Origin of the sequence: Desulfosoma sp., from assembly GCA_037481875.1 — a bacterium.
In the GTDB taxonomy this organism is placed as follows: domain Bacteria; phylum Desulfobacterota; class Syntrophobacteria; order Syntrophobacterales; family DSM-9756; genus Desulfosoma.
Genome location: JBBFKY010000004.1, coordinates 113,834 through 139,765 on the forward strand (window position 1 = coordinate 113,834; position 25,932 = coordinate 139,765).

Below are 25,932 nucleotides of genomic sequence, written 5' to 3' on the forward strand. Positions count from 1 at the left end.
AAGGGACCACGTCCTCGCTATTCCCAAGGAGCGTGTCCGAGAACGAAATTTATTCTGAGCCCTTGTCCGAGAACTCGAACGAGCAGGGTCTTGAATGGCATTTCCAGGTAGGGGCGAGGCGCCGCCTCACCCCTACAAGCCTGAAACTCCGTTTTTTCTTTGAGGCGCGGGCCAAAGGCCCGAGCTTCCAGGAACCCATTGTCTGCCCTTGTTGCTGGATAGCCTTCTCGTCCCTGGGCTTCGGCTGCCTGACACCGTAGGACCCTAGGCATACAGCGTTTGAGTGGACTTGCAAGAAACGAGGCCTTTCATGAGATGAAAAAGTCAAGGCCTCCCTCAGTGTACGGCGTGGCTTTGCGCTCCAACGGCCTCCATAGGCGGAAAGCGCTCCGTCAAGCGATCCACCATGTCTTCAACGGCCTTAATGAACGGCGAAGTGGCATCGGGATCTTCCATAACGGGTTTTCCTTGGTCGCCCCCCGTGACTACCGCTGGATCAAAAGGCAGGGATCCCAAAAAAGTGACACCCATCAATTCCGCGGTCTTCTTTCCTCCACCCGTGCTGAAAATGGGAATGAACTGTTGGCAATGAGGGCAGTACAGCCCGGACATGTTTTCAACCAAACCGGCGATGTCCAGCTGAACTTTCTTGCAGAAGTTGATGGACTTTCGGACATCCGCCAATGCCACTTCCTGGGGAGTGGTGACAATGACCGCTTTGGCGTCGGGTAGAAGGCGCGCTATGCTTAAAGGCTCGTCCCCGGTACCCGGAGGGCAGTCCACCACGAGGAAATCCAAATCGTTCCAGGTGCAATCGCTGATGAATTGTTGAATGACACCATGTTTGAGCGGGCCGCGCCAAATAACGGCCGAATCCGTATCTTCCAGCATGGATTCGATGGAGACCACTTTGAGGTTGGGGCTGTATTCATGAGGAAGGATTTCCTGATCCTGGGACACTCGAAGCAGCCCGTGGAGTCCAAGCATTTTGGGAATGCTGGGTCCATGCAGGTCGATGTCCATCAAGCCCACTTGATACCCTTTTTTGGACAGAGCCAGTGCGATATAGACGGCGACACTGCTTTTGCCCACACCCCCCTTGCCGCTCATCACAATGATTTTGTTTTTAATTCGTGCCAGCTTACACGCCAGAATCTCGTCTTTGGAATGTTTCTTTCGACTTTCGCAGGTCGAACAAGATTTGCCTTCGCAGGTTCCCATCTCGTCTTCTCCTTGTATGCCGGATTCGGTAAAATCGGCGCTAAAGTAAAGGCAGGTTATGAAATTGTCAACGCACAGGTCGGATTCCTTGAAAACTAAAATGACAAGAAGGAGGTCGTGACATGTTGGAAAAAACCTTGGTGGAACAAACCAAACAAACGGCTGCCAAGCTGTTTTCTGGGCCGGTACGTCTCAAAGTTCCTTATGAACTCTGGAAGGAATTCGACCCTGGGCTGGCTCGAGATCTGTCTCTTTTCATCACCGGGAACATGTATTCTCGAACGGTTTTGAGCCTGCCGGAACGCCAAATGGTGGCGGTTGCGGCGCTGGCCGCCTTGCAAAAGCCGGACGAGCTGCGTCTTCATGTGCATGGAGCTTTGAACGTGGGCGTCAAGGCCCGGCATCTTGCCGAAACCATCTTTCAGGTCGGCGTTTATGCCGGGTTTCCGGCAGTGAACGCCGCCTTGGCCGTCCTGAAGGAAGTGCTTTTGGAGCGGGGGCAGTGGCCGCCTGAAAGGGAAGAACAGGCATAGAAAAGGATCCGCGACGAAACCCTTTTGAGGACTTTTACGGGCATAAGATCCGGGGCCATGTCAAGGTTGCATTTCTCGCGGGGATGACTAGTTTACAGCCCGTCGCTTGAATGTTTCGAACGCGCTGCATCACGTTTCGTTGGAGGAAGGCATCATGCCCATTTATGAATATCGATGTGAAAAGTGTGGGAACGAGTTTGAAAGTTTTATCTGGTCGGCTCAGGATCAAGAGGCTTTAGCATGTCCTCGGTGCGGATCCCGGGAAATCAAGAAACTACTCTCTTCCTTTGCCAGCAAGGGATCTCTTTCCAGCGTTTTGAGCAGCGGGTGCGGCACGGGCGGATTCAGTTGAGCAGGCTAGGGAGGGCCGATAGGGTATCGGTCGAGACAAAAAAAGGCTCCACATGGGCGAACCTCTTTAGGGAGGCAGGATTATGGAAAGAGATCTTTTATGGTTGGGTGGCGCAATTGTCCTTTGGGTCGTGCTTAATCGATGGATTTTACCCAAGCTGGGCATAAGTACATGAATGTCAAATTCCTGCGAGATCGGGTCGTCTCGCGCATCGAAGAACAAAAAAACCCATCCATAAAGCTTCAGGAGCGAAGTGGCATTCGATCTTTTTGATGCGGGCCGTCGCATGACCAGTCCCTCGAGGGCGAACCTGGATGTCCGCCCCCAAGTGATCCATGTGGAGGGGTGGATCCATGGGTCCGCCCCAGACGAGCCCAATTCACGTTAGTCGAAGGAACGTTTTTTGCGGCTCAGTTTTTTCAATCGCATGATCAGCGCCAGGGCGGCGAGGCACGCAACGATACCTCCTAACGTATAAATCAGGGGTCTCCAAAGGCGCTGCCAGGGGTAATCTCCGAGCAGCAGAATGGAATGCCAGAGACGAATGAAGATATTGGCCGGAGCTATATCTGTGTTGCTCGCCAAATCCAGCGTGGCCAGGGTGGTTTCGCCGGCTTTCAAATAGGCGCGTCCCAAGGATTGTCCCTTTTGAATGGGAGCAACCACCGCCGAGGGGAGATCCATAACCCACTGGACGTTTTGAGCTTTTTCTTTTCGCACCACAACCGGGTTTGTTTCTTTGAAAAAGAGGGAGACTTGAGGGGCGACCCCCTTCCAGACCTTGATGACCGCTGCCGGCTGATTAGGATTAGGCGGCGCAATGAAGGCGTAGAGACGATATCCGTAATTCAAAAGAGCCGAGGCTTCCTTTTCGCGAACGGCCGGACTGGGAGCTCCCATGACCACCGCCAATAATCGAAGTCCACCACGTTGCGCTGTGGCCATGAGATGGTAACCGGCATCGGCCACAAAGCCTGTCTTCAGCCCGTCGACGGAACTGTCCTTGCGCAACAAATGGTTTCGGTTGGGTTGTGTGATGTCATGGTAAGAGTATTCCGTCATGGAATGGAACCGCAGGCTCTGAGGAAATCGGCGCAGATAAGAGAGGGCCAATGTGGCCATATCCCGTGCCGTGGTCACCTGACCCGGAGCGGGCAGGCCATGAGGGTTGAGAAAGCGGCTGTGCTGCATTCCCAGTTCCTTGGCCTTTTGATTCATAGCGCCGACAAAAGCCTCCACGGACCCATAGAGGTGTTCCGCGACGGCCACGCATGCATCGTTTCCGGACACTACCGCAATACCCTTAAGCAGTTCCTCCAAGGGAATCTTGTTACCCAACTCCACAAACATCTTGGACCCGCCCGTCTGCCATGCCGTTTTGCTGATGTGGACCGGATCATTCAGTTTCACATCGCCTCTTTCCAAGGCTTCAAACACCAAATAAAGGGTGAGGACCTTCGTAAAGGAAGCCGGCGCAATGGGAGCATCCGGATTTTGTTCGAAGAGGGTTTCCCCATGCGTGACGTCCACAAGCATGGCCGACGTGGCATTGACGGCCAAAGGGATTTCTCCCGTACTCCACGCCGCTCCTGCGCCTAGGTTCAAAAAGAGCAAGCCCAAGACCCCAATGAAAAGCCCCTTTTGCAGGGGCTGACACCATCCGCCGCCTTTTTGCCTCATGAGCCTTGTGTCCTCCTAAAAAGTGAACCAACGATGCCCCTCAGGACACCGTCGCTTTTGGCCCACACCGTTTTCGAGTCCCGACACTCTTAGCAGCCCGTAACGTCAAATTCAAGGGTAAGGCCGCAAGATTTCTTTTCGAAAGTCTTGAACACTTTTTGAATTTACGGTGCCCAAAGGGCGGCATACCATAAAGACGACCCACGCAAACAAGATGTTCACGTGGGCCGAAACGGGATGCATCAAAGGTGAAAAATGCCGCGCCGGGGCGATGGCTTACAGGCGAGGTTGCCAGCTTTCTATTTCGGTATATTCCGATACCGAGGGCTCTTTGGATTTTTGTTCCAGCTTGTTGAGGGCATTGATGAAGGCCTTGGCGCTGGCCATGACTATGTCTGTGGCGAGGCCACGACCCTGCACGGCTTGGCCGTCTTCTTCCAAATGCACATGGACCTCGCCCAAGGCATCGGTTCCCGAGGTGACGGCACGGACTTCGTAACGAACGAGTTTTGGAAATCGGTGCGTCATTTTGCAGATGGTCTTAAAGGCGGCATCCACGGGTCCTTGACCGAATCCTGCGTCTTGTAACACTTGGCCGTCGATTTCCAATTGCACGGTGGCATTGGGAACGGAGATGGATCCAGCGGAAACATTGAGGTAAAGCAGCTTATACCTTTGAGGTGGAGCCAGAATGGTTTCATCCAAAAGGTTTTCCAAATCGGAGGCAAAGAAGTGTTCCTTGCGTTCGGCCAATTGCCGATAAGCCTCGTAACATTGCCGAAGGGCCTCGTCATCGACGGAAACAGCCATGCGCTGAAGCTGGGCTCGAAAAGCCTCAAAAGCCATGTCTTTGGAAAGAGGTTGGGCTTCGAGGTCCAGTCCGAACTGATGAGGATCCATGATCTGATACGGGGGTTGCGTGGATGCGTCACCCAATTGAGGCACAGTGGCTTCGTACACGAAGGCGTTGGATCCCACCACCGGTTTGTGGACCTGAAGACTGATGCCCGTCAAGCGTTTGACAAGGCGGCATGTGGCCCCGATCTGGGTCGTGTCCAAAGAAAGGTCCGAATCAAAAAGATCGTGGCGTGTCTTGAGAGCGGCTACCAACTCCTCCAAGGCCGTATTCCCGGCACGCTCTCCGATGCCGTTCACAGTCACATGAACTTGGGCGGCTCCCGCAGCGATAGCCGCCAGAGAATTGGCTACGGCCAGACCCAAATCGTTGTGGCAGTGAACACTCAAGGTCACACCAGGGGCCTCTTTCAAGGCCGCTTTGAGAGCTCGAAAGAGATTGTCGATTTCAAAGGGGGTGGCATATCCCACGGTGTCGGCAACATTGATCACCGTCGCTCCCGCTTCAGCCACCGCCCGAGCCATGGCGATCACATCCTCTTTGGAAGCTCGAAAGGCGTCCACCAGAGAAAATTCCACATCCTCACATCGCTCTTTGGCTAGACGCACGGCTTTTTGTGCCAGATTCAATGTTTCGGGAAAATCCTTTTTAAGGAAATGCTTTCGATAGAAAGGGGAGACCGGCACAAAGGTATGCAAGCGAGGTCGTGCACAGGGCGCCAAGGCACGCATGGCCACATCAAAATCCGTGGGGTTGGTGGCTCGAGCCAACGCGGCAATGATTGGGCCGGTAACCGTTTGTGCCACCTTGTGCACCGCTTCAAACTGAGCCTCTGAAGCCGCAGGAAAGCCGGCTTCAATGACATCCACGCCCAATCGTGCCAATTGAAGGGCCAGACGAAGCTTTTCAGGAACGGTGAGCATGGTGCCGGGCGATTTTTCTCCATCGCGCAAGGTGGTGTCAAACAGGCGAATGGCGGGCATGGGGTTCCTCCTCATGACATGGTGGGTGTCATCCTCGAGCGGGTCCTTCGTTTTTAAGCATCAAGCGATACTGACAGCCCCATCACCTTTTTGTCAACATGTTTACGAGATTTCGGTTGCATTTGAAAATTTTGTGTGTATAGTGTGCCCGTTTAACGCGCCTCCGTTTATGGCGTTTGGCTGGAAGCATGCGGTTAAGAGCCGAGTGCGGTTCCCCCCCATGAATTGGAGGTTTTTTGTTTTGTTAACCCTCAAAAAAGGTATACCCATGACGTGAGGAAGCGAAAAAGAAAATGAAATCACTAGGAAAACACCTCATCGTGGAGCTCTATGACTGCGACTTTGACCTCATCAACGATGTCTCCCAGGTGGAGAAGATCTTGGTGGAGGCGGTCGCCATTTCCAAAGCCACCATTGTCCAACCTGTTTTTCATCAGTTTTCGCCGCACGGCGTGAGCGGCGTCGTGGTCATCGCCGAATCGCATTTTACCATTCACACATGGCCCGAATACGGCTACTGTGCCCTGGACATCTTTACGTGCGGCGAACTGATCGACTCGGACGCTTCCTTAGCCTATTTGCAAGAGGCTTTCAAGGCGGGCAGCTTCTCCGTCATGGAGATCAAACGAGGGGTGTTGAATCTGCCGGCGGACCGATTGAGACATAAGCCGTGACGGAAAAACTTCAGGCCCGTCTGTGGTACCGCGAGCTGGCAAGCAGTGGAGAGGAGACCTCCTACGCATGCCGAGGAGTGCTTTATCACGGGCGGTCCCTTTATCAGCAGATCGATATTGTTGAGACGGAGATGCACGGCACCGTGCTTTTCCTTGACGGCGTGGTGCAGTCGGCGCAAAAGGACGAGTTTATCTATCACGAGGTGCTCGTGCATCCAGCCATGTGGAGTCATCCTGCGCCTCAAAGTGTGCTTATTATCGGGGGCGGCGAAGGCGCCACTTTGCGGGAAGTGTGCCGACACTCGTATGTGCGGCGCATTGTTATGGTCGAGATCGATGGGGAGTTGGTGGAGATAAGCAGGCGCCTGCTGCCTCAATGGCATCAAGGCGCCTTTGACGATCCAAGGGTCGAGCTGATCATCGGAGATGGAAGGACCTTTGTGGAAAATACCGATGAAAAGTTCGATGTTGCAGTGTTGGATCTCAGCGACCCAATGGACGAAAGCCCGGCGGCCTTATTGTTTACTCAGGAATTCTATCGAAAGGTGGCGGATTGCTTGACGCCTTTGGGATGTGTGTCTGTTCAAGGGGAATGCATCAGCCCTCAAAAGGTTGTGGCGCACGCGCGTATTTTCAATACTCTTAAACACGTGTTTCCCATTGTGAAAACGTGCCCCTACAGCTTGCACAGCTTTCATCGACCCGACGCCCATATTCTAGCCAGTAAGAACCCCGATTGGTCCACGGCTGATGTGGTCGAGCGGGCTCGATCGACGCATCTGCCGCTCCGGTACCTGAGTGCGGCTATGGTGGAAAAGCTTTTTGCTGTTCCTCCCTATCTTGAAGAAGCCTATGCAGTCCATTGCGAGCCGCTGACGGATGCCGCCCACCACTTGACCTCTGAAGATCTCTTGTAAACAAAAAAGCATCCTGGGCTCACGGGGCCTCGGCTTTACTAGACACCTTTCATGGATTTCTTACGGCACGCATGGTTTAAGGAAAGATCGGAGGAGGATGCCCATGCCTATTTATGAGTATCTTTGCCTTCGGTGCGGCAAGAAAAGCGAAGTCATCACCTTTCGTGTTTCCGAGCAGGTCCAACCCCAGTGTCGGCACTGTGATTCCGTAGAGCTTCAGCGGATCCCTTCGCGAGTGCGGGTGCGACTGTCGGAAGAAACGCGACTGGAACGTCTTGCAGATCCTTCCAAGTTCGGGGCTCTGGACGAAAACGACCCCAAAAGCATGGCTAAATTCATGAAAGCCATGACTCAGGAAATGGGTGACGATTTCGACGAGGATGTGGACGCCCTCATGGAAGAGGCCATGGAAGAAGAGGCAAGCTCCAAGGGGCAATCCAAGGAAGCATCCCTGAACGACGATTCCGATGAAGAAAGTGTGTGATGTTTTCATGGATGCTGTGGGCGGGGCGAATTTTTGGAAAACGATCGTTCGTCCTGATCAGGACGGCTGGAGCCTCTGGGAACTGATCCAGCGAGAGTGTTTTGTGGATGAAAAGGAAGCGCGTGAAGTAGTGGCTTTCGGCGCCGTCCACGTGTCGGGTAAAGTGGCGCGGGAAGCCGATCGAGCGCTCAGAACGGGTCAGGAAGTTCGTATTTATTGGCCTTGGACGGGCGTTCGCCGGTTTTACGAACTGAATCCCGATCGCATCCTGTATCAGGATGCCTGGATTCTCGCTTACAACAAGGAAGCCGGCATTCCTACGCAGCCGACACCCTTTGATGGCTACAACAACGTCTTTGAAGCCGCCAAGCGCTTCCTTGCTAACCAAAAAGTCAATGATCCCTACGTGGGACTTCATCACCGGTTGGATCGAGAAACCAGCGGTGTGTTGGTGATGACCGTTTCTCGAAAAGCCAACAAAGCCTTCGGTCGTGCTTTTGCCGAACATCTCGTGGAAAAAATTTATCTTGCCTGGGTCTTGGGAGTTCCAGACTGGGATACCAAAGTGGTTCGTGTCGACATTGCAAGAGGTGACGGACAGTATCAGGCCTGCTCGCATCGGCCGGGAAAGCCTGCCGAAACCCTTTTCAGGGTCAGGGTGCGAGGCTCAGGGCAAAGCCTCCTGCAAGCCGTGCCCACCACGGGACGTACCCATCAGATTCGGCTGCATCTTGCCCATGAAGGTTTTCCCATCCTAGGGGATCGTCGCTACGGCGGACCGAAGGCGGCTGCGGCGGCTTCTCGTCTTCTTTTGCATGCCCGGCAGTTAAAGTTCCATCATCCCATGACAGGCCGAAAGCTCAGCCTGACAGCTCCGCTTCCTGAAGACTGGCCTGACGATCCTGGTCCAGCCATTCCAAGCTGACCGCCCTTCGTAACTCCTCTATTTCCAGCAACTGGTCCTCTACCAAAGCGGCGGTGCTTTCCAAAAGCTTCAAGGCCTGGCTGCGCTTATCCTCTTCCATACGGCCCTGTTGCAAGAGCTGACGAAAATCCATATGAACCATGCGTGCTCGGGCATGAAAGGCTTCCAGCATTTGCGCCAAAGCCGCATCCAAAAGCTTGTGCAGGTACTGGTAGCGAAAATTTTGACGGTAATCCCGAAAAGCATAAATGAGTTCGGCACGGGTTTCGGCTTTGACTACTTCTACGGCTTCAAGGAAGGTGTCACTGACATCTTTCGCATTCTCGGAAAAAGCTTTTCTGCCCAAACGGTTTTTCAATGAGGAGAGAAACCGATTTAGGCGACCCAAGCCGAACTTCATGAGCAGCACACCTCGCCCCAGTGCATTGTCTTCCACAAAGCCGGTGAATGGGGGAGGCGTGATGCTCTTCCACTGAGACCATTCCTGATCGGCATGAAGACTCAAAGAATGCAGCGGAACTCCTAGAGACTGCAGGGCGCGCTGGTAATCTTCCAGGGCGTTCAGAAAGAGGGACCAGAAAGCCTGAGCGGCTTCGTGAAGGCGCCTTTTGAGATGGTCTTCCTGCTCCTTGGCAAATCGAACCGTTTCCACATGGACTCGATCCACTAAAAAAACCGAAAGGGATTGCCGAAATTCCATATAAAAGCTGTGAAGCTGTCGAACAATTTTGCGAGCATCACGCAAATCCTTGGCTCGGGCCGGATCGACGGGATACTGATTCACCAGACACAGCGTTTCCTGAACCAGGGATCCGGAATTGATATCGAAAAAAGTCGCGACGGCCTTGTCCAGCTCACTTTTGACCCTTTCGCGTAAGCCTTCGATAGCGTTTTCAAGGGTGCTTAAGGTCCCGATAAGTTCTTCCTGCCGTCGGTGAAGATGACTGGCGGCTCTTTCCAGGTTTTGAAGATCTTTTCCCAGCAATTGGGCTCTGGTGCGACAGGTTTCCGAAAGGGTTTGGGCCACGAGTGCCAGTCGGCCCAGTCCAGTGCTGAACAGCACACGGCGTCGCTGGGCGCCTACGCGTTCGGCCAATTCCTGTTTCAAGTCCTCAAATCCTGAAACAAAAGAAGAGATCGTTTCAGCGTCTTCACGCCAAAGCTGCAGTCGAAGGGTCTCCCGAGAAATGTCTTGAAGCGGTTGAGAATCCAGAAGGTGGTAAAGACCTGAAAAGGCAAAGACCTGAGGGCTTGGAATCGTCCAGCTGAGTTCTTTTCGAAAGCGTTCCACGGACGCTTGAATATCCATGGGACCCTGATGCGTGTCCAAGTCCAGATTAAGGACGAAAAGGGTCTGAGGGGTCATGCGAAGGGTTTTGATGAAATCCAGAAGCTTGTGGTCCGCTTCTCGAAGCCCGGTACGGCTGCTCACCACGTAGACGATAAGGTGGCTTTTCAAAAGGTATTGTTGCAGCAAAGCGAAGTGAAGAGGGTTCGGGGAATCGCTTCCCTGACAGTCGGCGATTTCCACAAGGTTTCCGATCCATGAGGCTGGATAATGAATTTCCACATCCTTCAAATAAACGGCGCGAGATTCTTCGCCGACGAAATCCTGATGCCGTACCACGGAATCCCGGTCAAAAGTGAGTCGTCGCGGCTGGTCCTGGAGCAAGTCTTTGATCTTGGGATAGCCTTCCAGGTAGGCGTGAAGCAGAATAAAGGCGGCACTAGGAGCCCCTCGTTGGGACTGGAGTTCTCTCTGGACCGCAGCCAATTTCTTCAAAAGGTTTTCTCGGTGACCGCTTTTTCTAAGATCCCAGGTTTTTTTTGAAAGAGCTTCGTCTTCGCTCAGGGGCAGCATGGCCACCGCCCCGTTAATTTCCTGATGGATCTCTTCCCAGCTTTTGAATTCAATCCATCCTCCGGGAATGTCCGTGGAACGGATTCGAGTGATAAACGAAGTGATAATGCCGGCACCCCTTTTCAGCAGGTCTCCACCAAGAAGGGCGTTGATCAAAGTGCTTTTACCCGATTTGACGGATCCGGCGACGGCGATGCGTACCAAGGCTTCCTGCAAGGCGGTGCGGACCAGATTCAGGTGATCCAGCCACAAACTTTCCTGCTGGGCGTCAACCAGCTTTTCCCGGGCAAGCCTCTCCACAGCCTGACGCAGGGTATGCTCTCGAAGTTCAATGCTTTTTTTGAAGGCCAGGTAATCGTTCATGTGTCCCCACGAATCGGTCTGGAAAAATCTCGCTCGAGCCCCTGGCTCAAAACCGCGGTATGCTAGCCCATTTCGCTCACCCCGTAAACCTGCATTCGAGTCGTTTCAGTGCTGAAAGAACGGTATCCACAATTTCCCTCCGGGATTCGGCATGAAACCATTGAAATTCCTGATCTCCTTTGAACCACGTGATCTGTCTTTTGGCATAACGGTGCGTGTCCCTTTGCATGGTTCGAACGGCTTCCTCAAGGGTCATGGTTCCGGCAAGGTAGCGGCATATGTGTCGATACCCCAAGGATTGCATGGGCTTGAGCGTACAGGGGTAGCCTCTGCGTAAAAGGCTTTCAACTTCGCCCACAAGGCCTTGGTCAATCATATGAAGCACACGTCGGTCGATGCGGTCATAGAGATCATGACGGTCTCGAAACAGCGCCACCTTGATGGTTGGATACAAAGCCCGCCGAAAGCCGTGGGCTTTCTGCCAGTGCGAAAGGGGAACCCCGGTGCTGCGAAACACTTCCAGAGCGCGAAGAATGCGTTGACGGTCATTGGGATGAATCCGTGCCGCACTGGATGGATCCACACGATGCAGTTCGGAATGGAGCCAAGAAAGACCGTGCCGTTTCAGGTCTTCCAAAAGCCGTTGTCGTATTTCCAGGTTTGCGGAAGGACCAGGGCAAAGGCCTCGTGTAAGCGCCTTCATGTAGAGCCCTGTGCCTCCCACCACCAAAGGAATTTTGCCTTGAACGTGCAAAGCTTCAATGACCGAACGAGCATCCTGAGCAAAGGCGGCGGCATCATAGGGCTGATCGGGGTTGACAATGTCGAGGAGATGATGACGGATGCGAGCACGTTCTTTCGCGGTCGGTTTTGCTGTTCCGATGTCCATGTACCGATAAACCTGCATGGAATCGGCGTTGACGATTTCCGTTCCCAGCTCTTCGGCAAGCTCCAAGGAAAGATCTGTTTTTCCGACGGCAGTGGGGCCGGCGATGAGAATGATGGGAAGAGTGATGTGGGATTCCGGGGAACACGTCATCATCGGTGAAAGAATCGCTGAATTTGATCCAACGTGATTTTCCACCAAAGAGGTCTTCCATGAGGGCATGTGGCGGAAAGGTGCAAGGCGTCCAGTTCGGTGACAAGACAGCGCATTTCTTCCAGGGTCAACCGTTGTCCTGCGCGCACGGAAGAATGACAGGCGGCGGTATGAGCCAAGCGCTGGAGAAGATCGAGCTTAGGAGAAGGATCGTCTGCCGGAGTCCTTTCCACAAGACGTCGAAGAAGAAGGCCGGGATCCACCTGCTTAAGCACGGCAGGCATGGCGTGAATGACAAAGGATCCTCCCCCGAAAGGTTCCACTTCAAAGCCTAGGGATTGTAGGTCGGGAAGCCAGCGGGTGAGAGCGTTTCCTTCCAAAGGGGGAAGATCCAGAACCACCGGAGGTGCCAGGCGTTGGGATTTGGTGGAAGCGCCCTTTTGCGAAAGACGTTCGTAGCAGATGCGTTCATGGGCGGCATGCTGGTCGATAAGAATGAGTCCGTCCGGAGCTTCCAAAAGAATGTAACTGCACGCCAATTGCCCGAGGATTCTCAGGGAAGAAAATTCGGAAGATGTCGAGGGCTTTGAAGGCCATGGAGCTTGGCAGGTCTCTTCACCCACGGGCGATTCCAAAGAACGGGAGGCCCAAAGCATCGACATTGGCTCCGGGTGAGTAAGGAGCTGCTCAGCTTTTTCATGTTCAGCGTCTTCAAGAGGTTTCAAAATCGATTGGACTTCACGGGCGGTCACCCGTCGTTCCAAAGGCACTGTGTTTTGTGACGGCACATAAAAGGGACGTGCCCAGGATGCCTTCATGGCGGAGGTTAGAGACTGTGACACGGCCTGGCGAACCACGTCTATGACTGAGGGAGGATCCCGAAAACGCACCTCCCTTTTGGTGGGGTGCACATTGACGTCCACATGTCGAGGAGGCAGATCCAGAAAGAGGATAACAAAAGGGTAAGCGCCTTTAGGCAGCAGCGTATCGTAAGCGCTCAACACCGCGTGGGTCAGCAGCGTATCCTTGACGGGTCTTTTGTTGACAAAGAGAAAAAGGCTTCGTGTGTTGGCACGTTGCAGTTCCGGTGGTCCGAGAAGTCCGCGAACCACGGTAAATTCTGATTGAAAATCCAAGGGGATAAGCGTCTTGGCCAGAGCGGCTCCAAACACGTGAAAGGCTCGGTCGTGCACGGAAGCGGCTTTGGGAAAATCGTGCACCGTGCGTTCCTGGTGGACCAGCTGCCAGGATAATTCGGGATGAGCCAAAGCCAGGCGAAGAAAGATGTCGGAAATATGAGCGGCTTCGGTCTCGACGGCGCGCAAGAATTTCCTTCGTGCCGGCACATTGAAAAAAAGATCGCGCACCGTGATGCTTGTTCCCGCCGGGCAGCCCACTTCTTCCACCGTGCGAATGGTGCCGCCTTCCACCACAATGCGAACCCCGGAGACCGCCTCCTTTTCCCGCGTCACCAGTTCCAGACGACTTACCGCCGCGATACTGGGCAGAGCTTCTCCTCGAAATCCCATGGACTGAATACTCTGAAGATCTTCCACCGTCTTGATTTTACTGGTGGCGTGCCTTTCCAAAGCCAGAAGCGCATCCTCCGGGTTCATGCCTTCCCCGTCGTCCACCACGCGCACCAAGCTGCGACCCCCTTTTTGCACCAGCACGCGAATCCGCTGGGCCAAGGCATCCACACTGTTTTCAACCAGTTCCTTGACCACGGCGGCGGGCCGTTCCACCACTTCCCCGGCCGCGATTTGATTACACAATTGATCTGAAAGAACTTTAATCTTACCCATGGTTATTGCCTTATTGACATCGAAGGAGGGTTTCCTCCACTATGTCGTGCCGACATGAAGGTTCCATGACATGAATCTCCAAGCCAAACGTGATTTTCCTGGTGACAAAGGGCCACGATGATGATGCCCACATTCCAATCAATGGTCAACTGGCTGAGCAATGTGCTGGATGCTTATACCGTAGCGTTTTTCGTTTTCGATCCTTTGAAAAACGGCTTTCGGCTTGTGTCCTACCAGTCTCTCAGTAAACACCTGCAAAGAAGCCTAAGTTTACCCAAGGACGGCAGCGGCATTCTTTCTCAAGTGCACAAAGTCGGGCATACGGTCCATCTAGGCAAGGTGGAAGTGGAGAAGTTTGCAGGTTCCCTTCCTTTTTATCGTGAAGGAGAAGAGGGGATCAAGGGGCTTTTGGTGACCCCTGTGGCCGGAGACCTGGGGCTCCTTTATGTGGACACAAAACGTCACTGGGGCTTTAACGATAAGCAGCAAAAATGGATTCACGAAACAGCCAGGATTCTGGAACAGCTTTGGGATCAGCATCATCGGCTTCAGGAAAGGGATAGCTTCTCTCGAATTCTGACCCTTTGGCATAACCTTGTCGAGGCCTGGACAAAGGCTCAAAGCCGCACCGAAGCGGCTCAGGCCCTGGTGCAAGGCTGCGCGGATTATGTTCGCGCCGATTACGCCTTTCTCGTGGGACGATCCTGCGCTGAGAAATTTTATCGCCTGGAAGGCGCCGCCGGGAAAGTGCCTCAAAGGCTTCTGCAGACTCCTGTGCCCAGGGATTCCAGAGGTCTTGTCATCGAGGCCTTGGAAGCTTCAAAAAACCTTTTCATTCCGGCACTCAACCCCGAATCCTCGAATCATTACCTTTTCGTGGCCGGAGAACATATTCCCCACCAGGGATCCTTGTGGGTTTTGTGTGGAGGGTCCGCGCAATTGGGGCCCCTTGGCTTGGCGTTGCTAAGCAAAAAGCGGCTGAGCCTCACCCAAGATGATCGCGTGGCGGTGGAAAAAAGTTTTCGTATCTTTGAAGCCTTCTACGAAAGGTGGCACTATCAGGAAACTTACGCCCAATGGACGTGCCGAGATGGCGCCAGCGGCTTTTTGACGCCTTGGGCCTTTTCGGCACAGGTCAAGGATGCGGTCCAGGCCGCTCTGCAAAGCAGTGAACCTCTCAGCGTCATGATCGTCCAGTATGAACCTTGGCAGTACGCTCAAGCCGTTATCCCTCCGTCGGAACTGAATGTTTGGGAAAAAGCCCTGATGGAAAGCCTTAAGATGATTGTTCCTCCAAGTATTGTGGTAGGGCGGCTGGCCCAAAACAGGTGCGGCCTTTTGGCCCTTGGAGGGGAATTGCGAGACCTTGTCCCGGTTGTGGAATGCCTCGGTCGGGCCTGTCGAGGCTTAGCCGGTCCAAAGAAAAAGAAGCTGGCCCTGAAAACCTTTCTGGGGGCGGCTCAAATGCCCCAAGACGGGGTCACCTATGATGAGCTATGGATGGTGGCGTGTCGAAGGCTCTTTGAAGCGCTTCACGGAGGTCGAAAAGAATCGGTGGAAACACCTGGGGAAGCGGACAAAATTTCAAATTGACCTCCTTCGGCCTTATGACTAGACTCTCTTCAGTTGTTGTCACGTAGAAAAACGGTTCTGCCACACTCGAGAAGGGGCATGGATGCTGCAACGGTTATTGGGTTTCTTGTCCAAAGACCTGGCCATGGACCTTGGCACCGCCAACACCCTTATCTATCTCAAAGGGAAAGGGATCGTTCTCAATGAACCTTCCGTGGTCGCCATAGACAGGGACAATCATAGAGTTGTCGCCGTCGGCAAGGAAGCCAAGGGCCTCATGGGGCGAACTTCCGAAAGGGTCGTGGCTGTTCGTCCTCTGAAAGATGGGGTGATCGCCGATTTTGAAGTCACCAGTGTGATGATCAAGACGTTTCTTGCCCGTGTGTTGTCGCGTCGCCCCTTGGTCAAGCCTAAGCTTGTGGTGGCTGTTCCCACGGGAATCACGTCCGTGGAAAAAAGAGCTGTCATTGAAGCGGCGGAGCAAGCGGGGGCAAGCCGCGTGCATTTGGTGGAAGAGCCCATGGCGGCGGCCATCGGTGCCGGTCTTCCAGTGGATCAGCCCATCGGTAGCATGGTGGTGGATATTGGAGGGGGCACGACGGAAGTGGCCGTGATTTCCATGTTTGCGGTAGCCTACAGTGAATCGGTGCGCGTGGCCGGGGATGAAGCCAACGAGGCCATCATGCGCTATGTTCAAAGAGAAAGACAAATGATTATCAGCGAAGTGCTGGCCGAAAACATCAAGATGCAGATCGGTTCGGCCATTCCCTTGGACAAGCCCATGAAACTGGAAGTGCCCGGTAAGGACATCGTCACCGGTATTCCTAAGAATTTCACCTTGAGTGATGAAGAAGTCCGCTTTGCCATTCAAGAGCCGATTCATGTTATTGTGGAATCCGTGCGCCGCGCGCTGGAAAAGACACCGCCGGAACTTTCCGCGGATATCGGTCAACACGGCATTTGGCTGGCGGGCGGAGGGGCTCTGATCAAAGGGTTGGATCGTCTCCTGGAACAAGAAACCGGACTCAAAGTGAACATTGCCGATGACCCTCTCACCGCCGTGGTGCGAGGAGCCGGTTCGGTCATTGAACATTTCTCATATTTCCGTGATGTCTTCGTGAACTAAAAGGAGCGTCCTTCATGGAAAAGGTGTTCACGGCATCGGAAGTTCAAGACAAGATGGATTGTTACGGAGAATTCAACCGAAATGACAAGATTTGCGTCGGTCATTGTGCCTTGAACGTCACTTGCGCCATTCTTAAGGCCCGCGGCATAGACACCATCGCCGTGCGATACCTGGACGGTGCCCGCATGCCGGCATACCCGTCGGAAGTGCCATAAGATTTCATGTTTTCAAAAATGCTTTAAGTGTTTCAGCACCCTGAAATTGGCGCAACCGCTTCCATCCCCGCTTTACCGGCATCTAAAGCCGCCGCACGATACTCACGAGGTTTTTGAGGGTTCTGAAGGGTGAACAAGGCGAAGGAGGGGTTTTTTTTCTGCGTCGGCCAGCATTTCAAGAAGATTCCTAATACCCTGTTGAGCTTCCCGAACCGATTCCATATACAGGACTCGTTTTCGCTCGTGTTCGGCTTCTTCCTTTTTTAGTTCCAAACGCACCCGTCGAAGCTTGTGATAAGGAAGCAGCGTTTTCCAAAATGACGTATTGAGAGGGCGACCGTAGACCTGTTCCAGTTGCAAAACCAAGGCCTCGGCGCCTCGATCTTTGAGGAAACGTTCGAGATCGAAAATCTCTTGATCGGGAAGATAGTAAGGGGAAGTCTCCCAAGCCGCCACCTCTTCCTGCAAGGCTTTAAAAAGAGCGTGTGCTGCATCGTCCTTGCGTGTCATGAGCACTCCTTTTCCCCATTGTGATTTTTGTCCTCTTTATCGTTTCAACCTAGAAAGCCTCTTCCATAAGCTAAGAAACACTGCGACAAAAATCGACCCCGGCATGAAACTGCTCAGATTGGGCGAAAGCTTCAGGCTTCAAAAGATTAGATCATTGTTTCAAAAAAGATTATGCTTTTGAGGGCCGAACGCGCGGAGCCGCGGGAAATGGAATCGTTTCGCTTTTCTCTGGAACAAGGGAGGGACAGAACATGTACGTGGGTTGGCACATGAAGACAAATCTGGTGACGGTTTCTCCGGACACACCCGTGCTGAAAGCGCGCGAAATCATGGATTCGAAAAAGATCTCTCACTTGCCGGTGACCGACGGCAGGGCTCGGCTTCTTGGCATTGTCACGGACCGAGACCTCAAGGAAGCCTGGGCCTCCCCGGCAAGCACCCTGAGTGTTTATGAACTCACCTATGTGCTTCAAAAACTCAAAGTCGAGGCCATCATGACCAAAAAGGTTCTGACGGCTACTCCCGATATGACCATCGAAAGGGCGGCGAGCCTCCTGCATGCGCACCGTATCGGGGCTCTCCCCGTGATTCAAAACGATAAAGTGGTCGGCATCATCACTTCAACGGATCTTATGGAAGTGCTCCTCCAGGCTTTGGGCATGAGTGAAGACAGCGGCCGTCTGACTATTCTGGTGAGGGATCGCATCGGCATCTTGGCGGAAGTGGGACGTGCTATGCAGGAAGCCGGTATCAATATTCGAAGCGTGATGACCTTTCCCCTGCAAGGCTTTGAGGATTTGTGGCAGCTGATTTTGCGAGTGAATCTGGCTTCGTTGGAAAGAGCAGCTCAGGTGTTAAAGGAACGCGGCTTCAAGGTGATCACGAAATACGTGGAAGACTTAACCCCTTTTCTGCCGTAACGGCCTTGTCTATTGAAAAAGGCAGGACGGGACCATGGCGGAACTTATCGACTTTTTGGAACGAAAAAAAGGCTCCAGCCTGATTTGCGCCCGCCCTGTGGAATTTCGTTGGGGGGTATGGGCTTCAGGTCCAGCCTGGTTGTGCGCTCGCAGTGAATCGGCGAAGTTTGAAGCACACCGGATCGAATCCCAACGACTTTTGGGCCATGTGCACCTTCAGTGGCTGCCCAACCACGTGAAGCTTGACGGAGGCAGCCACTACACGGTGCAGGCTCTTTTCCGTTATCGAGACGACGAAGATGCCATGCGCCGAGTGTACCGGTTGGCAGGGCTGATGGAATGCGTGACTCGAGGTGTGTCTCCGGTCCTGCGTTCCGATCTTCTACGCCGTATTTACGAAGCCATCATGGCCGAACGAAAGGCTTTGCAAGTGGTGTGGCGGGGATCCGTGGACCGTTTTCTTCTTCCCCTCTACCTTCACCACGGCGTCGTCGAACGCTTTCTTACCCTTTTAAAGCCCCTGGAAAGCCTCCAGGAACTTTTTTCCGTAATAGAACGCGAAACCGCCATCCAGTTTGATCTTTTGTCCACACAGTATGTTATCTATGTGCCTTTGGCTTTTCGATGAGGAACCTCCTGAAAATCCATAGAAAGAGCACCCATGTTCAACAGGGTCTATTGTATCGGAGTTGATGTCGGCGGGACTTTTATCAAGATGGGCCTCTTTGATGAGAAAGGGGATCAGCACCGATTTGAGCGCCTTCCGTCCAACGCCTCAGGCCCTCCGGAAGCTCTGCTTCAAAACCTGGCTCAGGCCTGCCGAAATCTGATGATCGCCGCTCAAAAAGCGCAGGGCCGTGTTCTGGCTGTCGGGCTCGGTGTCGCTGGAAAACTTGACACAAAGGAAGGGACGGTGGTCTTTTCCCCCAATCTTCCCAACATGCAGGGATTCCCCTTGGCACCGCGCCTTCAGCAAGCTTTGGAAATCCCTGTCTTTATGGAAAATGATGCCAATGTGTTCGGTCTTGGCGAAAGATGGGCCGGGCAGGGCCGAGATGTCTCCAACTGGATCGGCGTGACTTTGGGAACGGGTGTGGGTGGGTGTCTTGTGGCCGATGGGTCGCTCTGGCTTGGAGATCAGTTGGGTTTTGTCGGGGAGATAGGCCATATGATCATAGACCCCGATGGGCCATTATGTGCCTGTGGACAAACAGGATGCCTGGAAGCCCATGCCTCAGGATCCGCCTTGGTTCGTGACATGACGGAAGCTCTCCGGCATGGAACACCGATGCCTACTTCGATCGAGCAGGCCATCCTAGAAAAGTCTCTTACCGCGGAACATGTTTTTTATGCCGCCCAGGCAGGAAATCCCCAGGCCCGAGATCTCTTTCGGCGCATGGGCTGGGCCTTGGGTCTCGCATTGGGAAACCTCTTTACCTTTCTCGGCATTCAAACAGCTATCCTTGGAGGTGGAGTCAGCCAAGCGTGGCCACTGTTTTTTCCTTCCCTTATGGAGACCCTTCACACGCGTTATCGAATGCTCGACGCCACAAAGATCAAAGTTTACCGTAGCACTCTCGGTGCCCAGGCTCCCCTCTATGGTGCCGCGCATCTGGCCTGGAAAGCATTGAGGGGAGATTCCAAAACGCCATCCTCTAAGTCGCCTTGAAAACAAAAACGCATCGCACCAGATCGAAAGGCACACCTGCCATGGTGTCCGCAAAATGCGATTGGAGGATGCCAAAACAACGCCACCGTATCCAAGGGCATGGAGTGCGGCGCTGATCTTTTGCCCGGTGATTTCCGGAATACGACACCCTTTTCTTCTGGAGGTGAGGCGGCGCCTCGCCCCAAGATGCCTCGAACAGGGTTTTTCCGGGGAACGCCAACGGTTCCGGGCGCATGGTGAGGGGGACAACCACCACCGATTCCAAGAAAAACACCGGGCGCTCCTATTCTTAAACAGGCCGTTAGCCTCCGATGGAAGTCATGGGGCGGGCATGGCATTTGCGCCGAGGCACCGAGCCGCCGCCGCTGAGAGGATGGCTTTTGGGTTTTCTTTGGACGGCTTGCAAAATGATTCCGGCGATCTGTTCGTCGGAAAAACCATGGCGCAAGGGATGACGCAAGTCCACGTGACCATCGTCAAAGAGGCATGTTCGCAGGGAGCCTTCCGCGGTGATTCGCAGCCGGTTGCACGTGGGACAAGAATGATGGCTCATGGGGCTGATCAAACCGATTTTTCCCGGGGCTTTGGGGAACTGAAAATAGCGAGCCGGGCCGTTACCGTTTCCCGAACCGGTAGGAAGCAGAGGACCGATGACCGAAAGACGCTGCATCACAAGGTCAGAGGACAGGTAACGCTCTTCGTAGGCGTCCGGGCGAAAGGGCATGAGTTCTATGAATCTTACATGAAATGGATAAGTCAAAGTGAGTTGAGCCAGCGCTTCGATCTCGTCATCGTTGACACCTTTCATGGCCACCACGTTGATCTTGACAGGGGAAAACCCTAGATCCAGCGCCGCGTGTAAGCCGCGCCACACACGCCAAAAAGCATCCACTCCAGTAATGGCAGCATATTTGGCCGGTTGCAAAGTATCGAGGCTTACATTAAGCCTGCGGATGCCGGCCTGCCAAAGCCTTTCGATCAAAGATTCCAGAAGAACCCCATTGGTGGTGAGACTCACATCCTGAATGCCAGGCACCGCGGAAAGATGTGCCAAGAAATCTAAAATGTCCTTGCGCACGAAGGGTTCCCCCCCGGTAATGCGCACCTTGGAAATACCCAAACCCACGGCAATGCGCACAAGCCGCAACAGCTCTTCGTAACGCAGGATTTCTTCATGGGGAATAAAACGAAAACCTTCCCGTGGCATACAATAAGTGCACCGAAGATTGCACCGGTCTGTAACGGAAAGCCTCAGGTAATCCACGCGTCGAGCGTAGCCGTCCACAAGTTGCGTGCGCATATCGCTATCCTTGAACGTCTCTCCGTTGCTCCCAAGTCCTCTTGAAGTTATTAAGCGCTTTCCTCTCGCTATGTCAAGGTGAGAATAACGTAAACACGTCTTTTATGCCGTGCGGCTTCAGTGCTATGATGCAGCCGTCCTGAAGTTCAAAGGGGCAGTGGATGGGGCGCGCGAGGCCTTTTTCTATGGCCCATGATCGCGTAGTCTGGACGGCAGGACGTTGGAGTCTCCGTAGGTGAGGAGGTCCTTATCACAACAGTCTGAAAAGGGAGGCAGCGGCCATGCAAGGAAGGAAAGTGGGCGTTACAGTGACCGAGCATCTTTTGCGCCAGCAACGGTTGACGCCTCAGGCGACGGGGGCCTTCACGCTCCTTTTCAACGAACTGGTGGTTGCGGCGAAACTTATCAACCGAGAACTGAACAAGGCCGGACTGAACGACATTTATGGACTTACGGGAGACGTCAACGTCTACGGGGAGCAGGTACAGAAGCTCGATGATTTTGCCCACCGAGTCTTGGTCCGACGATTGAGTCAATCGGAGCAATTGTGCTGCATCGCCTCAGAAGAGGATGCGGATCTCATTGAAATTCCAAGCACAATCCCACGCGGCCCTTATATTTTGCTGATGGATCCTTTGGACGGATCTTCCAACATTGATGTGAACGTGAGTGTGGGAACGATTTTCTCCATTCGGCGTCGCCTTCGCGACACTGGTCCTGTAACTTTGGATGAAGTATTGCGCCCCGGCACGGAGCAGGTGGCCGCCGGCTATTTCATTTACGGTTCCAGCACCATGTTGGTTTACACCACAGGTCAGGGAGTGCACGGCTTCACATTGCACCCCGCTTTGGGAGAATTTTTCTTGAGCCACGAAAATATTCGTATTCCCAAAAGAGGCAAGATCTTCAGCGTCAATGAAGGAAACTACAACTATTGGGACGATTCGGTTCGCCTCTATGTGGATTACCTGAAGACCCCCGATAGGGAAAAGGGCCGTCCTTACACGGCACGCTATATCGGGTCTTTGGTGAGCGATTTTCATCGAAACCTTATGAAAGGCGGCATTTTTATGTATCCTGCGGACCGTAAGGATCCCAAGAAGCCCTCAGGAAAACTGCGTCTTATGTTTGAAGCGGCCCCCATGGCCATGGTGGCCGAACAGGCAGGCGGAGCCGCCACGGACGGGCTGCGACGTATTCTCGACATTGAACCCGAAACCTTGCATGATCGTGTCCCTTTGTTTGTGGGCAGTCAAGAGGACGTGGAAGAAGCAGCCCGATTCCTTCGTGGGGAAGCGCCGTAGTTGCGTAAAAGCGTTGAGAAAAACCATGCTTGTTCTCGGTATCGAGACTTCTTGTGACGAGACGGCTGCGGCTCTGGTACGAGACGGGCGCATCATCTTATCGGACGTGGTCGCAAGCCAAATCGCGGTGCATAGTCCCTACGGCGGCGTGGTGCCCGAGTTGGCGTCTCGAAAACACGTGGAAAGCATTCTGCCGGTCATTGCGGAAGCTTTACGATCGGGTGGGGTCACACTTCGAGATGTGGACGCCTTGGCGGTGACGCAAGGCCCCGGGCTCATAGGAGCCCTTCTAGTAGGCTTGAGCGCCGCCAAGGGATTGGCTTACTCGTTGAAAAAACCCCTTATCGCCGTCAATCACTTGGAAGGCCACATGGAAGCAGCTTTCGTGGAAACACCTCGACCGGAAGAGCCTTTTGTGTGCCTGGTGGTTTCCGGCGGCCATACAGCGCTGTATTTCGTGGATGCCGACGGCACCTCTCGCTGTGTGGGCAATACTCGAGATGACGCGGCGGGAGAAGCCTACGATAAGGTGGCGAAGCTGCTGGGGTTGGGATACCCTGGCGGCGTTATCATTGATCGGCTTGCTCAAGGCGGAAATCCTACGGCGTTTTCCTTTCCCAAAGCCCACCTGGAAAAGGGATCTATGGATTTCAGTTTCAGCGGCATTAAGACGGCGCTGGCCTATTTTGTCAAAAAACATGGTTCCCCCCTGGAAAACTCTACCACCCTTCCATACCGGCTCGAAGACGTGGCGGCCAGTTTTCAAGAAGCCGTCGTGGAGGTTTTGGTGGAAAAAACCATGGCGGCCGTGGAACATTTTCAAGTACGCCATGTGGCTGTTGCGGGCGGCGTGGCGGCCAACAGCCGACTGCGTGCAAAACTTCAAGAGGAAGCAGCGTATCGCAGGATCCACCTGTATCTTCCCGCGATCCGCTATTGCACCGACAATGCGGTGATGATTGCCATGGCCGGGTACCGCCTATGGCAGCGTCGTGGGTTCCTCTGCGATCCTCTGTCATTGGATGCTGTATCCCGATGGGTGGACCTATAAGGCACGCATGAAGGGTTTTCTTTCTCCGCAGGAATACTTCAAGATCACCGGAAAGCGTCCCAGAAAAGCTCTTGGACAACATTTTCTGAGTCAGCCCAAGACGGCCGAAAAAATCGTTCGTGCCGCGGGAATTCTTTCCGAAGACGTGGTGGTGGAAGTGGGCCCCGGTCTGGGCATTCTTACCGGCTTTGTCGCAGGCACCTGCCGTCGTCTTCACCTGGTGGAAGTGGATTCGGACTTGGCCCAGCTCGCGGAGCAAGCCCTTAAAGATAAAGAAGACAGCGTTCGAGTCCACCGCATGGACATCCTTCATTTTGATTGGAGTCGGCTGGCTGAGGAAACCCAAAGAAGGCTCGTGGTCCTGGGCAATCTTCCCTACCACATTAGCTCCCCTTTGATGTTTCGTCTTCTCGAACATCGCCGGTCTGTCCATCACGGGGTTTTTATGGTTCAGAGGGAAGTGGGAAGGCGATGGGCCGCAGCCCCGGGATCGAAGGAATATGGGGTTTTGTCTGTGCTGTTGAGCCTCTATGGTCGTGTTGAGCCTTTGTTTCCGGTAGGGCCCGGCCAATTTTATCCACCCCCGAAAGTGGAGTCTGTCGTTGTTCGAATCGATTTTCCCGAAGAACAATGCGATTTGAAAGACGTGGACTTTAAGCTGCTGAGAAGCTTGGTGAACGCTGTTTTTCAAAAGCGCCGAAAGACCTTGGTCAATAGCTTGGTCGGCTTTCATGGGCTTAACGCCGCAAAGGCTCGCAAGGCCCTTGAGGCGGCCGGCATGGATCCTGGAATTCGGCCTGAAGCCGTTGAGCCCGAAGCCTACGCAACCCTGGCACGAATCCTGAGGACTTTGAATCTCTCTGTCGAGAGGGACTCCACGAGGCATGACAATTCTTTAGATACTTAGCCCCCATGGTCTTTCAAGCCACGTTCAGGAGGCTCGCCCAAGAGTTTTTCCGAGAACTGGCAACACCAAGGTTTTTAATGGAAATTGCAGGTAGGGGCGAGGCGGCGCCTCGCCCTTATAAGGCTTCCAGGAAAACCATGGTCTTTTTTCAATGTCGGGCAAGCTTGAAGGTTTCTGCCGGCACCCCAATTGTGGGGGTGGACCTGTGTGTCCGGCCCAAAGGATTGTCGTGCCTGAACGGCCTAGGGGCGGACACATGGGTCCGCCTCTGGGAAGGCGACCGAAAATTTATCCTTGGGGCCGGGCACGTCCCGCACACAGAAATGGCAGGTCGGAGGCTCGAGCTCCCAGGAAAACAAGGGTCTTGCGGCGTAGGGGCAAGGCGCCGCCTCGCCGCTACGTCTCAGCTTGGAATGGCTCATTCGAGGTTCTCGGGGAAGCTCCAAGTGAGAAGCGAAGACCATAGCTTTCCAGAAGGAAAACGCCTCCTTGGCGAGAAGAAAGCCTTTTCGGCCTAGTCACGTACCGAGATTGCCGGAGTGCCGGATGCTTGCGTGTCAAAGGTTTTTTCAAGGTGATGGTCTTTATTGACTTTAGAGGCTGAGCTTGATAGGGAAGCTGCGGCATCGTGGGCGATGCCGGCAACGCCGCTTGGATCCTTGAAGGACCGAGACGGACGCGGCCGATGAAGGGCTTGATTTTACCAGGACAAGGGTTGTTTGCAGGGCCTTCTGGGCAGCGGTCTCGGGGGCTTTTTTTGTGAACAACCCCTGCAGGCAAAGAAAGGAGAAGCCATGCGCGTCATCGACACGGTCGGCGAGATGCAGCAGCAGGCGAACCTATGGCGTCGTGAAGGACGGGTCATCGGGTTCGTGCCCACCATGGGCTACCTTCACGAAGGGCACCTGGCTTTAATGCGGTGTGCCAAGGAAAGAAGCGACCGGCTCGTGGTGAGTGTGTTTGTGAACCCTACTCAATTTGCGCCGGGAGAAGACTTTGAACGCTATCCTCGAGATCTGGACCGAGATCTGGCTTTGATGCAATCGGTAGGTGTGGACGTGGTTTTTGCTCCCACGGTGCCCGAGATGTATCCGGACGGATTTCAAACCTACGTGGAAGTGCGCGAAGTGACCCAGCCTCTCTGCGGCGCCAAAAGGCCCGGGCACTTTCGTGGGGTCACCACGGTGGTGGCCAAGCTTTTTCACATCGTCAAACCTCATGTGGCGGTTTTTGGAGAGAAGGATTACCAGCAGTTGTTAACCATTCGACGCATGGTTCACGATTTGGCCATGGACGTGGAGATCGTGGGGCATTCGATTGTGAGGGAACCCGACGGGTTGGCCATGAGCAGCCGCAATGTGTACCTTTCTTTTGAGGAACGCGGTGAGGCCTTGCTGTTGTCCAGAGCCCTGGCGGAAGTCACACGACTTGTTCAAGCCGGAGAACGCGACGTTTCCATGCTGGTTTCGGCGGCTCGAAAGATCCTGGAACAGGGAACGCATGTGCGCATCGACTATGCGGAACTACGGGATGCTGAAACCTTGGAAGAGATGGCCTCATTGGATCGGCCGGGAGTGTTGGCTCTGGCCGCCTATGTGGGACAAGCGCGTCTTATCGACAACGCCGTACTTCGGCCTTGAAACTTTAAGCCACGTTCATGACGGA

At 53.9% G+C, this 25,932-nt stretch carries 24 protein-coding genes; 16 read left to right on the forward strand and 8 right to left on the reverse strand.

The window, feature by feature from the left end:
• Positions 1–336 precede the first annotated feature (336 nt).
• Positions 337–1,221, reverse strand: coding sequence for an Mrp/NBP35 family ATP-binding protein (locus WHS46_07445; protein MEJ5348508.1), 885 nt, complete (start codon positions 1,219–1,221; stop codon positions 337–339).
• Positions 1,222–1,343: 122 nt separating this feature from the next.
• On the opposite strand from WHS46_07445, the gene WHS46_07450 reads away from it, so the two are divergent.
• On the forward strand, positions 1,344–1,754 hold the full coding sequence (locus WHS46_07450; GenBank protein MEJ5348509.1) for a carboxymuconolactone decarboxylase family protein: 411 nt from the start codon (positions 1,344–1,346) through the stop codon (positions 1,752–1,754).
• Positions 1,755–1,908: 154 nt separating this feature from the next.
• Positions 1,909–2,106 carry a zinc ribbon domain-containing protein gene (locus tag WHS46_07455; GenBank protein ID MEJ5348510.1) on the forward strand — a complete coding sequence of 66 codons (198 nt, stop codon included), beginning with the start codon at positions 1,909–1,911 and terminating at the stop codon, positions 2,104–2,106.
• A 384-nt stretch (positions 2,107–2,490) separates the two neighbouring features.
• On the opposite strand, the gene WHS46_07460 is transcribed toward WHS46_07455, so the two are convergent.
• A complete protein-coding gene (locus tag WHS46_07460; protein ID MEJ5348511.1) occupies positions 2,491–3,786 on the reverse strand; it encodes a D-alanyl-D-alanine carboxypeptidase family protein in 1,296 nt (431 codons plus the stop codon).
• Between the two features lie 276 nt (positions 3,787–4,062).
• Entirely contained in the window at positions 4,063–5,625 is a 1,563-nt protein-coding gene (locus WHS46_07465; protein ID MEJ5348512.1) for a 2-isopropylmalate synthase, read from the reverse strand.
• Between the two features lie 293 nt (positions 5,626–5,918).
• On the opposite strand from WHS46_07465, the gene speD reads away from it, so the two are divergent.
• The 4 genes from speD (at position 5,919) to WHS46_07485 (ending at position 8,625) form a co-directional block, all read left to right on the forward strand.
• On the forward strand, positions 5,919–6,299 hold the full coding sequence (speD, locus tag WHS46_07470) for an adenosylmethionine decarboxylase (protein ID MEJ5348513.1): 381 nt from the start codon (positions 5,919–5,921) through the stop codon (positions 6,297–6,299).
• Positions 6,296–7,216 (forward strand): polyamine aminopropyltransferase, encoded by a 921-nt coding sequence (gene speE / locus WHS46_07475; GenBank protein MEJ5348514.1) that lies wholly within the window; start codon positions 6,296–6,298, stop codon positions 7,214–7,216. The genes speD and speE overlap by 4 nt, the downstream gene beginning before the upstream one ends.
• Before the next feature lie 103 nt (positions 7,217–7,319).
• Positions 7,320–7,700 carry a zinc ribbon domain-containing protein gene (locus WHS46_07480; GenBank protein MEJ5348515.1) on the forward strand — a complete coding sequence of 127 codons (381 nt, stop codon included), beginning with the start codon at positions 7,320–7,322 and terminating at the stop codon, positions 7,698–7,700.
• Entirely contained in the window at positions 7,684–8,625 is a 942-nt protein-coding gene (locus WHS46_07485; protein MEJ5348516.1) for an RluA family pseudouridine synthase, read from the forward strand. The genes WHS46_07480 and WHS46_07485 overlap by 17 nt, the downstream gene beginning before the upstream one ends.
• On the opposite strand, the gene WHS46_07490 is transcribed toward WHS46_07485, so the two are convergent.
• The 3 genes from WHS46_07490 to mutL form a co-directional block, all read right to left on the reverse strand.
• Entirely contained in the window at positions 8,561–10,849 is a 2,289-nt protein-coding gene (locus WHS46_07490; GenBank protein MEJ5348517.1) for a dynamin family protein, read from the reverse strand. The two genes, WHS46_07485 and WHS46_07490, sit on opposite strands and share 65 nt — an antisense overlap.
• 76 nt (positions 10,850–10,925) lie before the next feature.
• Positions 10,926–11,891: a tRNA (adenosine(37)-N6)-dimethylallyltransferase MiaA gene (gene miaA, locus WHS46_07495; GenBank protein ID MEJ5348518.1), complete on the reverse strand. Its 966-nt coding sequence runs from the start codon at positions 11,889–11,891 to the stop codon at positions 10,926–10,928.
• The gene (mutL, locus tag WHS46_07500) at positions 11,888–13,693 is read right to left on the reverse strand and encodes a DNA mismatch repair endonuclease MutL (GenBank protein ID MEJ5348519.1); all 1,806 of its coding nucleotides are present in this window, start codon (positions 13,691–13,693) and stop codon (positions 11,888–11,890) included. The genes miaA and mutL overlap by 4 nt, the downstream gene beginning before the upstream one ends.
• Before the next feature lie 117 nt (positions 13,694–13,810).
• On the opposite strand from mutL, the gene WHS46_07505 reads away from it, so the two are divergent.
• The 3 genes from WHS46_07505 (at position 13,811) to WHS46_07515 (ending at position 16,606) form a co-directional block, all read left to right on the forward strand.
• Positions 13,811–15,286, forward strand: a complete 1,476-nt coding sequence (locus tag WHS46_07505; protein ID MEJ5348520.1) for a hypothetical protein — start codon at positions 13,811–13,813, stop codon at positions 15,284–15,286.
• A gap of 82 nt (positions 15,287–15,368) precedes the next feature.
• A complete protein-coding gene (locus tag WHS46_07510) occupies positions 15,369–16,391 on the forward strand; it encodes a rod shape-determining protein (protein MEJ5348521.1) in 1,023 nt (340 codons plus the stop codon).
• A 14-nt stretch (positions 16,392–16,405) separates the two neighbouring features.
• On the forward strand, positions 16,406–16,606 hold the full coding sequence (locus WHS46_07515; protein ID MEJ5348522.1) for a hypothetical protein: 201 nt from the start codon (positions 16,406–16,408) through the stop codon (positions 16,604–16,606).
• Positions 16,607–16,708: 102 nt separating this feature from the next.
• Here the strand turns inward: WHS46_07515 and WHS46_07520 are convergent, their stop codons facing one another.
• Positions 16,709–17,116, reverse strand: coding sequence for a hypothetical protein (locus WHS46_07520; GenBank protein MEJ5348523.1), 408 nt, complete (start codon positions 17,114–17,116; stop codon positions 16,709–16,711).
• A 269-nt stretch (positions 17,117–17,385) separates the two neighbouring features.
• On the opposite strand from WHS46_07520, the gene WHS46_07525 reads away from it, so the two are divergent.
• Genes WHS46_07525 through WHS46_07535 form a run of 3 tightly spaced genes read left to right on the forward strand, consistent with a single transcriptional unit; the run spans position 17,386 to position 19,705 of the window.
• Positions 17,386–18,036, forward strand: coding sequence for a CBS and ACT domain-containing protein (locus WHS46_07525; GenBank protein ID MEJ5348524.1), 651 nt, complete (start codon positions 17,386–17,388; stop codon positions 18,034–18,036).
• A 34-nt stretch (positions 18,037–18,070) separates the two neighbouring features.
• Positions 18,071–18,664, forward strand: a complete 594-nt coding sequence (locus WHS46_07530; protein MEJ5348525.1) for a hypothetical protein — start codon at positions 18,071–18,073, stop codon at positions 18,662–18,664.
• 33 nt (positions 18,665–18,697) lie between these two features.
• A complete protein-coding gene (locus tag WHS46_07535; protein ID MEJ5348526.1) occupies positions 18,698–19,705 on the forward strand; it encodes an ROK family protein in 1,008 nt (335 codons plus the stop codon).
• A gap of 301 nt (positions 19,706–20,006) precedes the next feature.
• Here the strand turns inward: WHS46_07535 and moaA are convergent, their stop codons facing one another.
• Positions 20,007–21,005: a GTP 3',8-cyclase MoaA gene (gene moaA / locus WHS46_07540; protein MEJ5348527.1), complete on the reverse strand. Its 999-nt coding sequence runs from the start codon at positions 21,003–21,005 to the stop codon at positions 20,007–20,009.
• A gap of 281 nt (positions 21,006–21,286) precedes the next feature.
• On the opposite strand from moaA, the gene fbp reads away from it, so the two are divergent.
• From fbp to panC, 4 genes are all read left to right on the forward strand, one after another.
• Complete coding sequence (gene fbp / locus WHS46_07545) at positions 21,287–22,309, forward strand: class 1 fructose-bisphosphatase (protein ID MEJ5348528.1); 1,023 nt, start codon at positions 21,287–21,289, stop codon at positions 22,307–22,309.
• A 25-nt stretch (positions 22,310–22,334) separates the two neighbouring features.
• Positions 22,335–23,360, forward strand: a complete 1,026-nt coding sequence (gene tsaD, locus WHS46_07550; GenBank protein MEJ5348529.1) for a tRNA (adenosine(37)-N6)-threonylcarbamoyltransferase complex transferase subunit TsaD — start codon at positions 22,335–22,337, stop codon at positions 23,358–23,360.
• Positions 23,361–23,367: 7 nt separating this feature from the next.
• Entirely contained in the window at positions 23,368–24,267 is a 900-nt protein-coding gene (gene rsmA, locus WHS46_07555) for a 16S rRNA (adenine(1518)-N(6)/adenine(1519)-N(6))-dimethyltransferase RsmA (protein MEJ5348530.1), read from the forward strand.
• Between the two features lie 794 nt (positions 24,268–25,061).
• Positions 25,062–25,907 carry a pantoate--beta-alanine ligase gene (panC, locus tag WHS46_07560; GenBank protein ID MEJ5348531.1) on the forward strand — a complete coding sequence of 282 codons (846 nt, stop codon included), beginning with the start codon at positions 25,062–25,064 and terminating at the stop codon, positions 25,905–25,907.
• The last annotated feature ends 25 nt before the right edge of the window (positions 25,908–25,932 follow it).

Bases quoted from the DNA above. Each gene is read 5' to 3' on its own strand.
- WHS46_07445 (MEJ5348508.1), bottom strand. From the start codon at position 1,221: ATGGGAACCTGCGAAGGCAAATCTTGTTCGACCTGCGAAAGTCGAAAG.
- WHS46_07450 (MEJ5348509.1), top strand. From the start codon at position 1,344: ATGTTGGAAAAAACCTTGGTGGAACAAACCAAACAAACGGCTGCCAAG.
- WHS46_07455 (MEJ5348510.1), top strand. From the start codon at position 1,909: ATGCCCATTTATGAATATCGATGTGAAAAGTGTGGGAACGAGTTTGAA.
- WHS46_07460 (MEJ5348511.1), bottom strand. From the start codon at position 3,786: ATGAGGCAAAAAGGCGGCGGATGGTGTCAGCCCCTGCAAAAGGGGCTT.
- WHS46_07465 (MEJ5348512.1), bottom strand. From the start codon at position 5,625: ATGCCCGCCATTCGCCTGTTTGACACCACCTTGCGCGATGGAGAAAAA.
- speD (MEJ5348513.1), top strand. From the start codon at position 5,919: ATGAAATCACTAGGAAAACACCTCATCGTGGAGCTCTATGACTGCGAC.
- WHS46_07480 (MEJ5348515.1), top strand. From the start codon at position 7,320: ATGCCTATTTATGAGTATCTTTGCCTTCGGTGCGGCAAGAAAAGCGAA.
- WHS46_07485 (MEJ5348516.1), top strand. From the start codon at position 7,684: ATGAAGAAAGTGTGTGATGTTTTCATGGATGCTGTGGGCGGGGCGAAT.
- WHS46_07490 (MEJ5348517.1), bottom strand. From the start codon at position 10,849: ATGAACGATTACCTGGCCTTCAAAAAAAGCATTGAACTTCGAGAGCAT.
- miaA (MEJ5348518.1), bottom strand. From the start codon at position 11,891: ATGATGACGTGTTCCCCGGAATCCCACATCACTCTTCCCATCATTCTC.
- mutL (MEJ5348519.1), bottom strand. From the start codon at position 13,693: ATGGGTAAGATTAAAGTTCTTTCAGATCAATTGTGTAATCAAATCGCG.
- WHS46_07505 (MEJ5348520.1), top strand. From the start codon at position 13,811: ATGATGATGCCCACATTCCAATCAATGGTCAACTGGCTGAGCAATGTG.
- WHS46_07510 (MEJ5348521.1), top strand. From the start codon at position 15,369: ATGCTGCAACGGTTATTGGGTTTCTTGTCCAAAGACCTGGCCATGGAC.
- WHS46_07515 (MEJ5348522.1), top strand. From the start codon at position 16,406: ATGGAAAAGGTGTTCACGGCATCGGAAGTTCAAGACAAGATGGATTGT.
- WHS46_07520 (MEJ5348523.1), bottom strand. From the start codon at position 17,116: ATGACACGCAAGGACGATGCAGCACACGCTCTTTTTAAAGCCTTGCAG.
- WHS46_07525 (MEJ5348524.1), top strand. From the start codon at position 17,386: ATGAAGACAAATCTGGTGACGGTTTCTCCGGACACACCCGTGCTGAAA.
- WHS46_07530 (MEJ5348525.1), top strand. From the start codon at position 18,071: ATGGCGGAACTTATCGACTTTTTGGAACGAAAAAAAGGCTCCAGCCTG.
- WHS46_07535 (MEJ5348526.1), top strand. From the start codon at position 18,698: ATGTTCAACAGGGTCTATTGTATCGGAGTTGATGTCGGCGGGACTTTT.
- moaA (MEJ5348527.1), bottom strand. From the start codon at position 21,005: ATGCGCACGCAACTTGTGGACGGCTACGCTCGACGCGTGGATTACCTG.
- fbp (MEJ5348528.1), top strand. From the start codon at position 21,287: ATGCAAGGAAGGAAAGTGGGCGTTACAGTGACCGAGCATCTTTTGCGC.
- tsaD (MEJ5348529.1), top strand. From the start codon at position 22,335: ATGCTTGTTCTCGGTATCGAGACTTCTTGTGACGAGACGGCTGCGGCT.
- rsmA (MEJ5348530.1), top strand. From the start codon at position 23,368: ATGAAGGGTTTTCTTTCTCCGCAGGAATACTTCAAGATCACCGGAAAG.
- panC (MEJ5348531.1), top strand. From the start codon at position 25,062: ATGCGCGTCATCGACACGGTCGGCGAGATGCAGCAGCAGGCGAACCTA.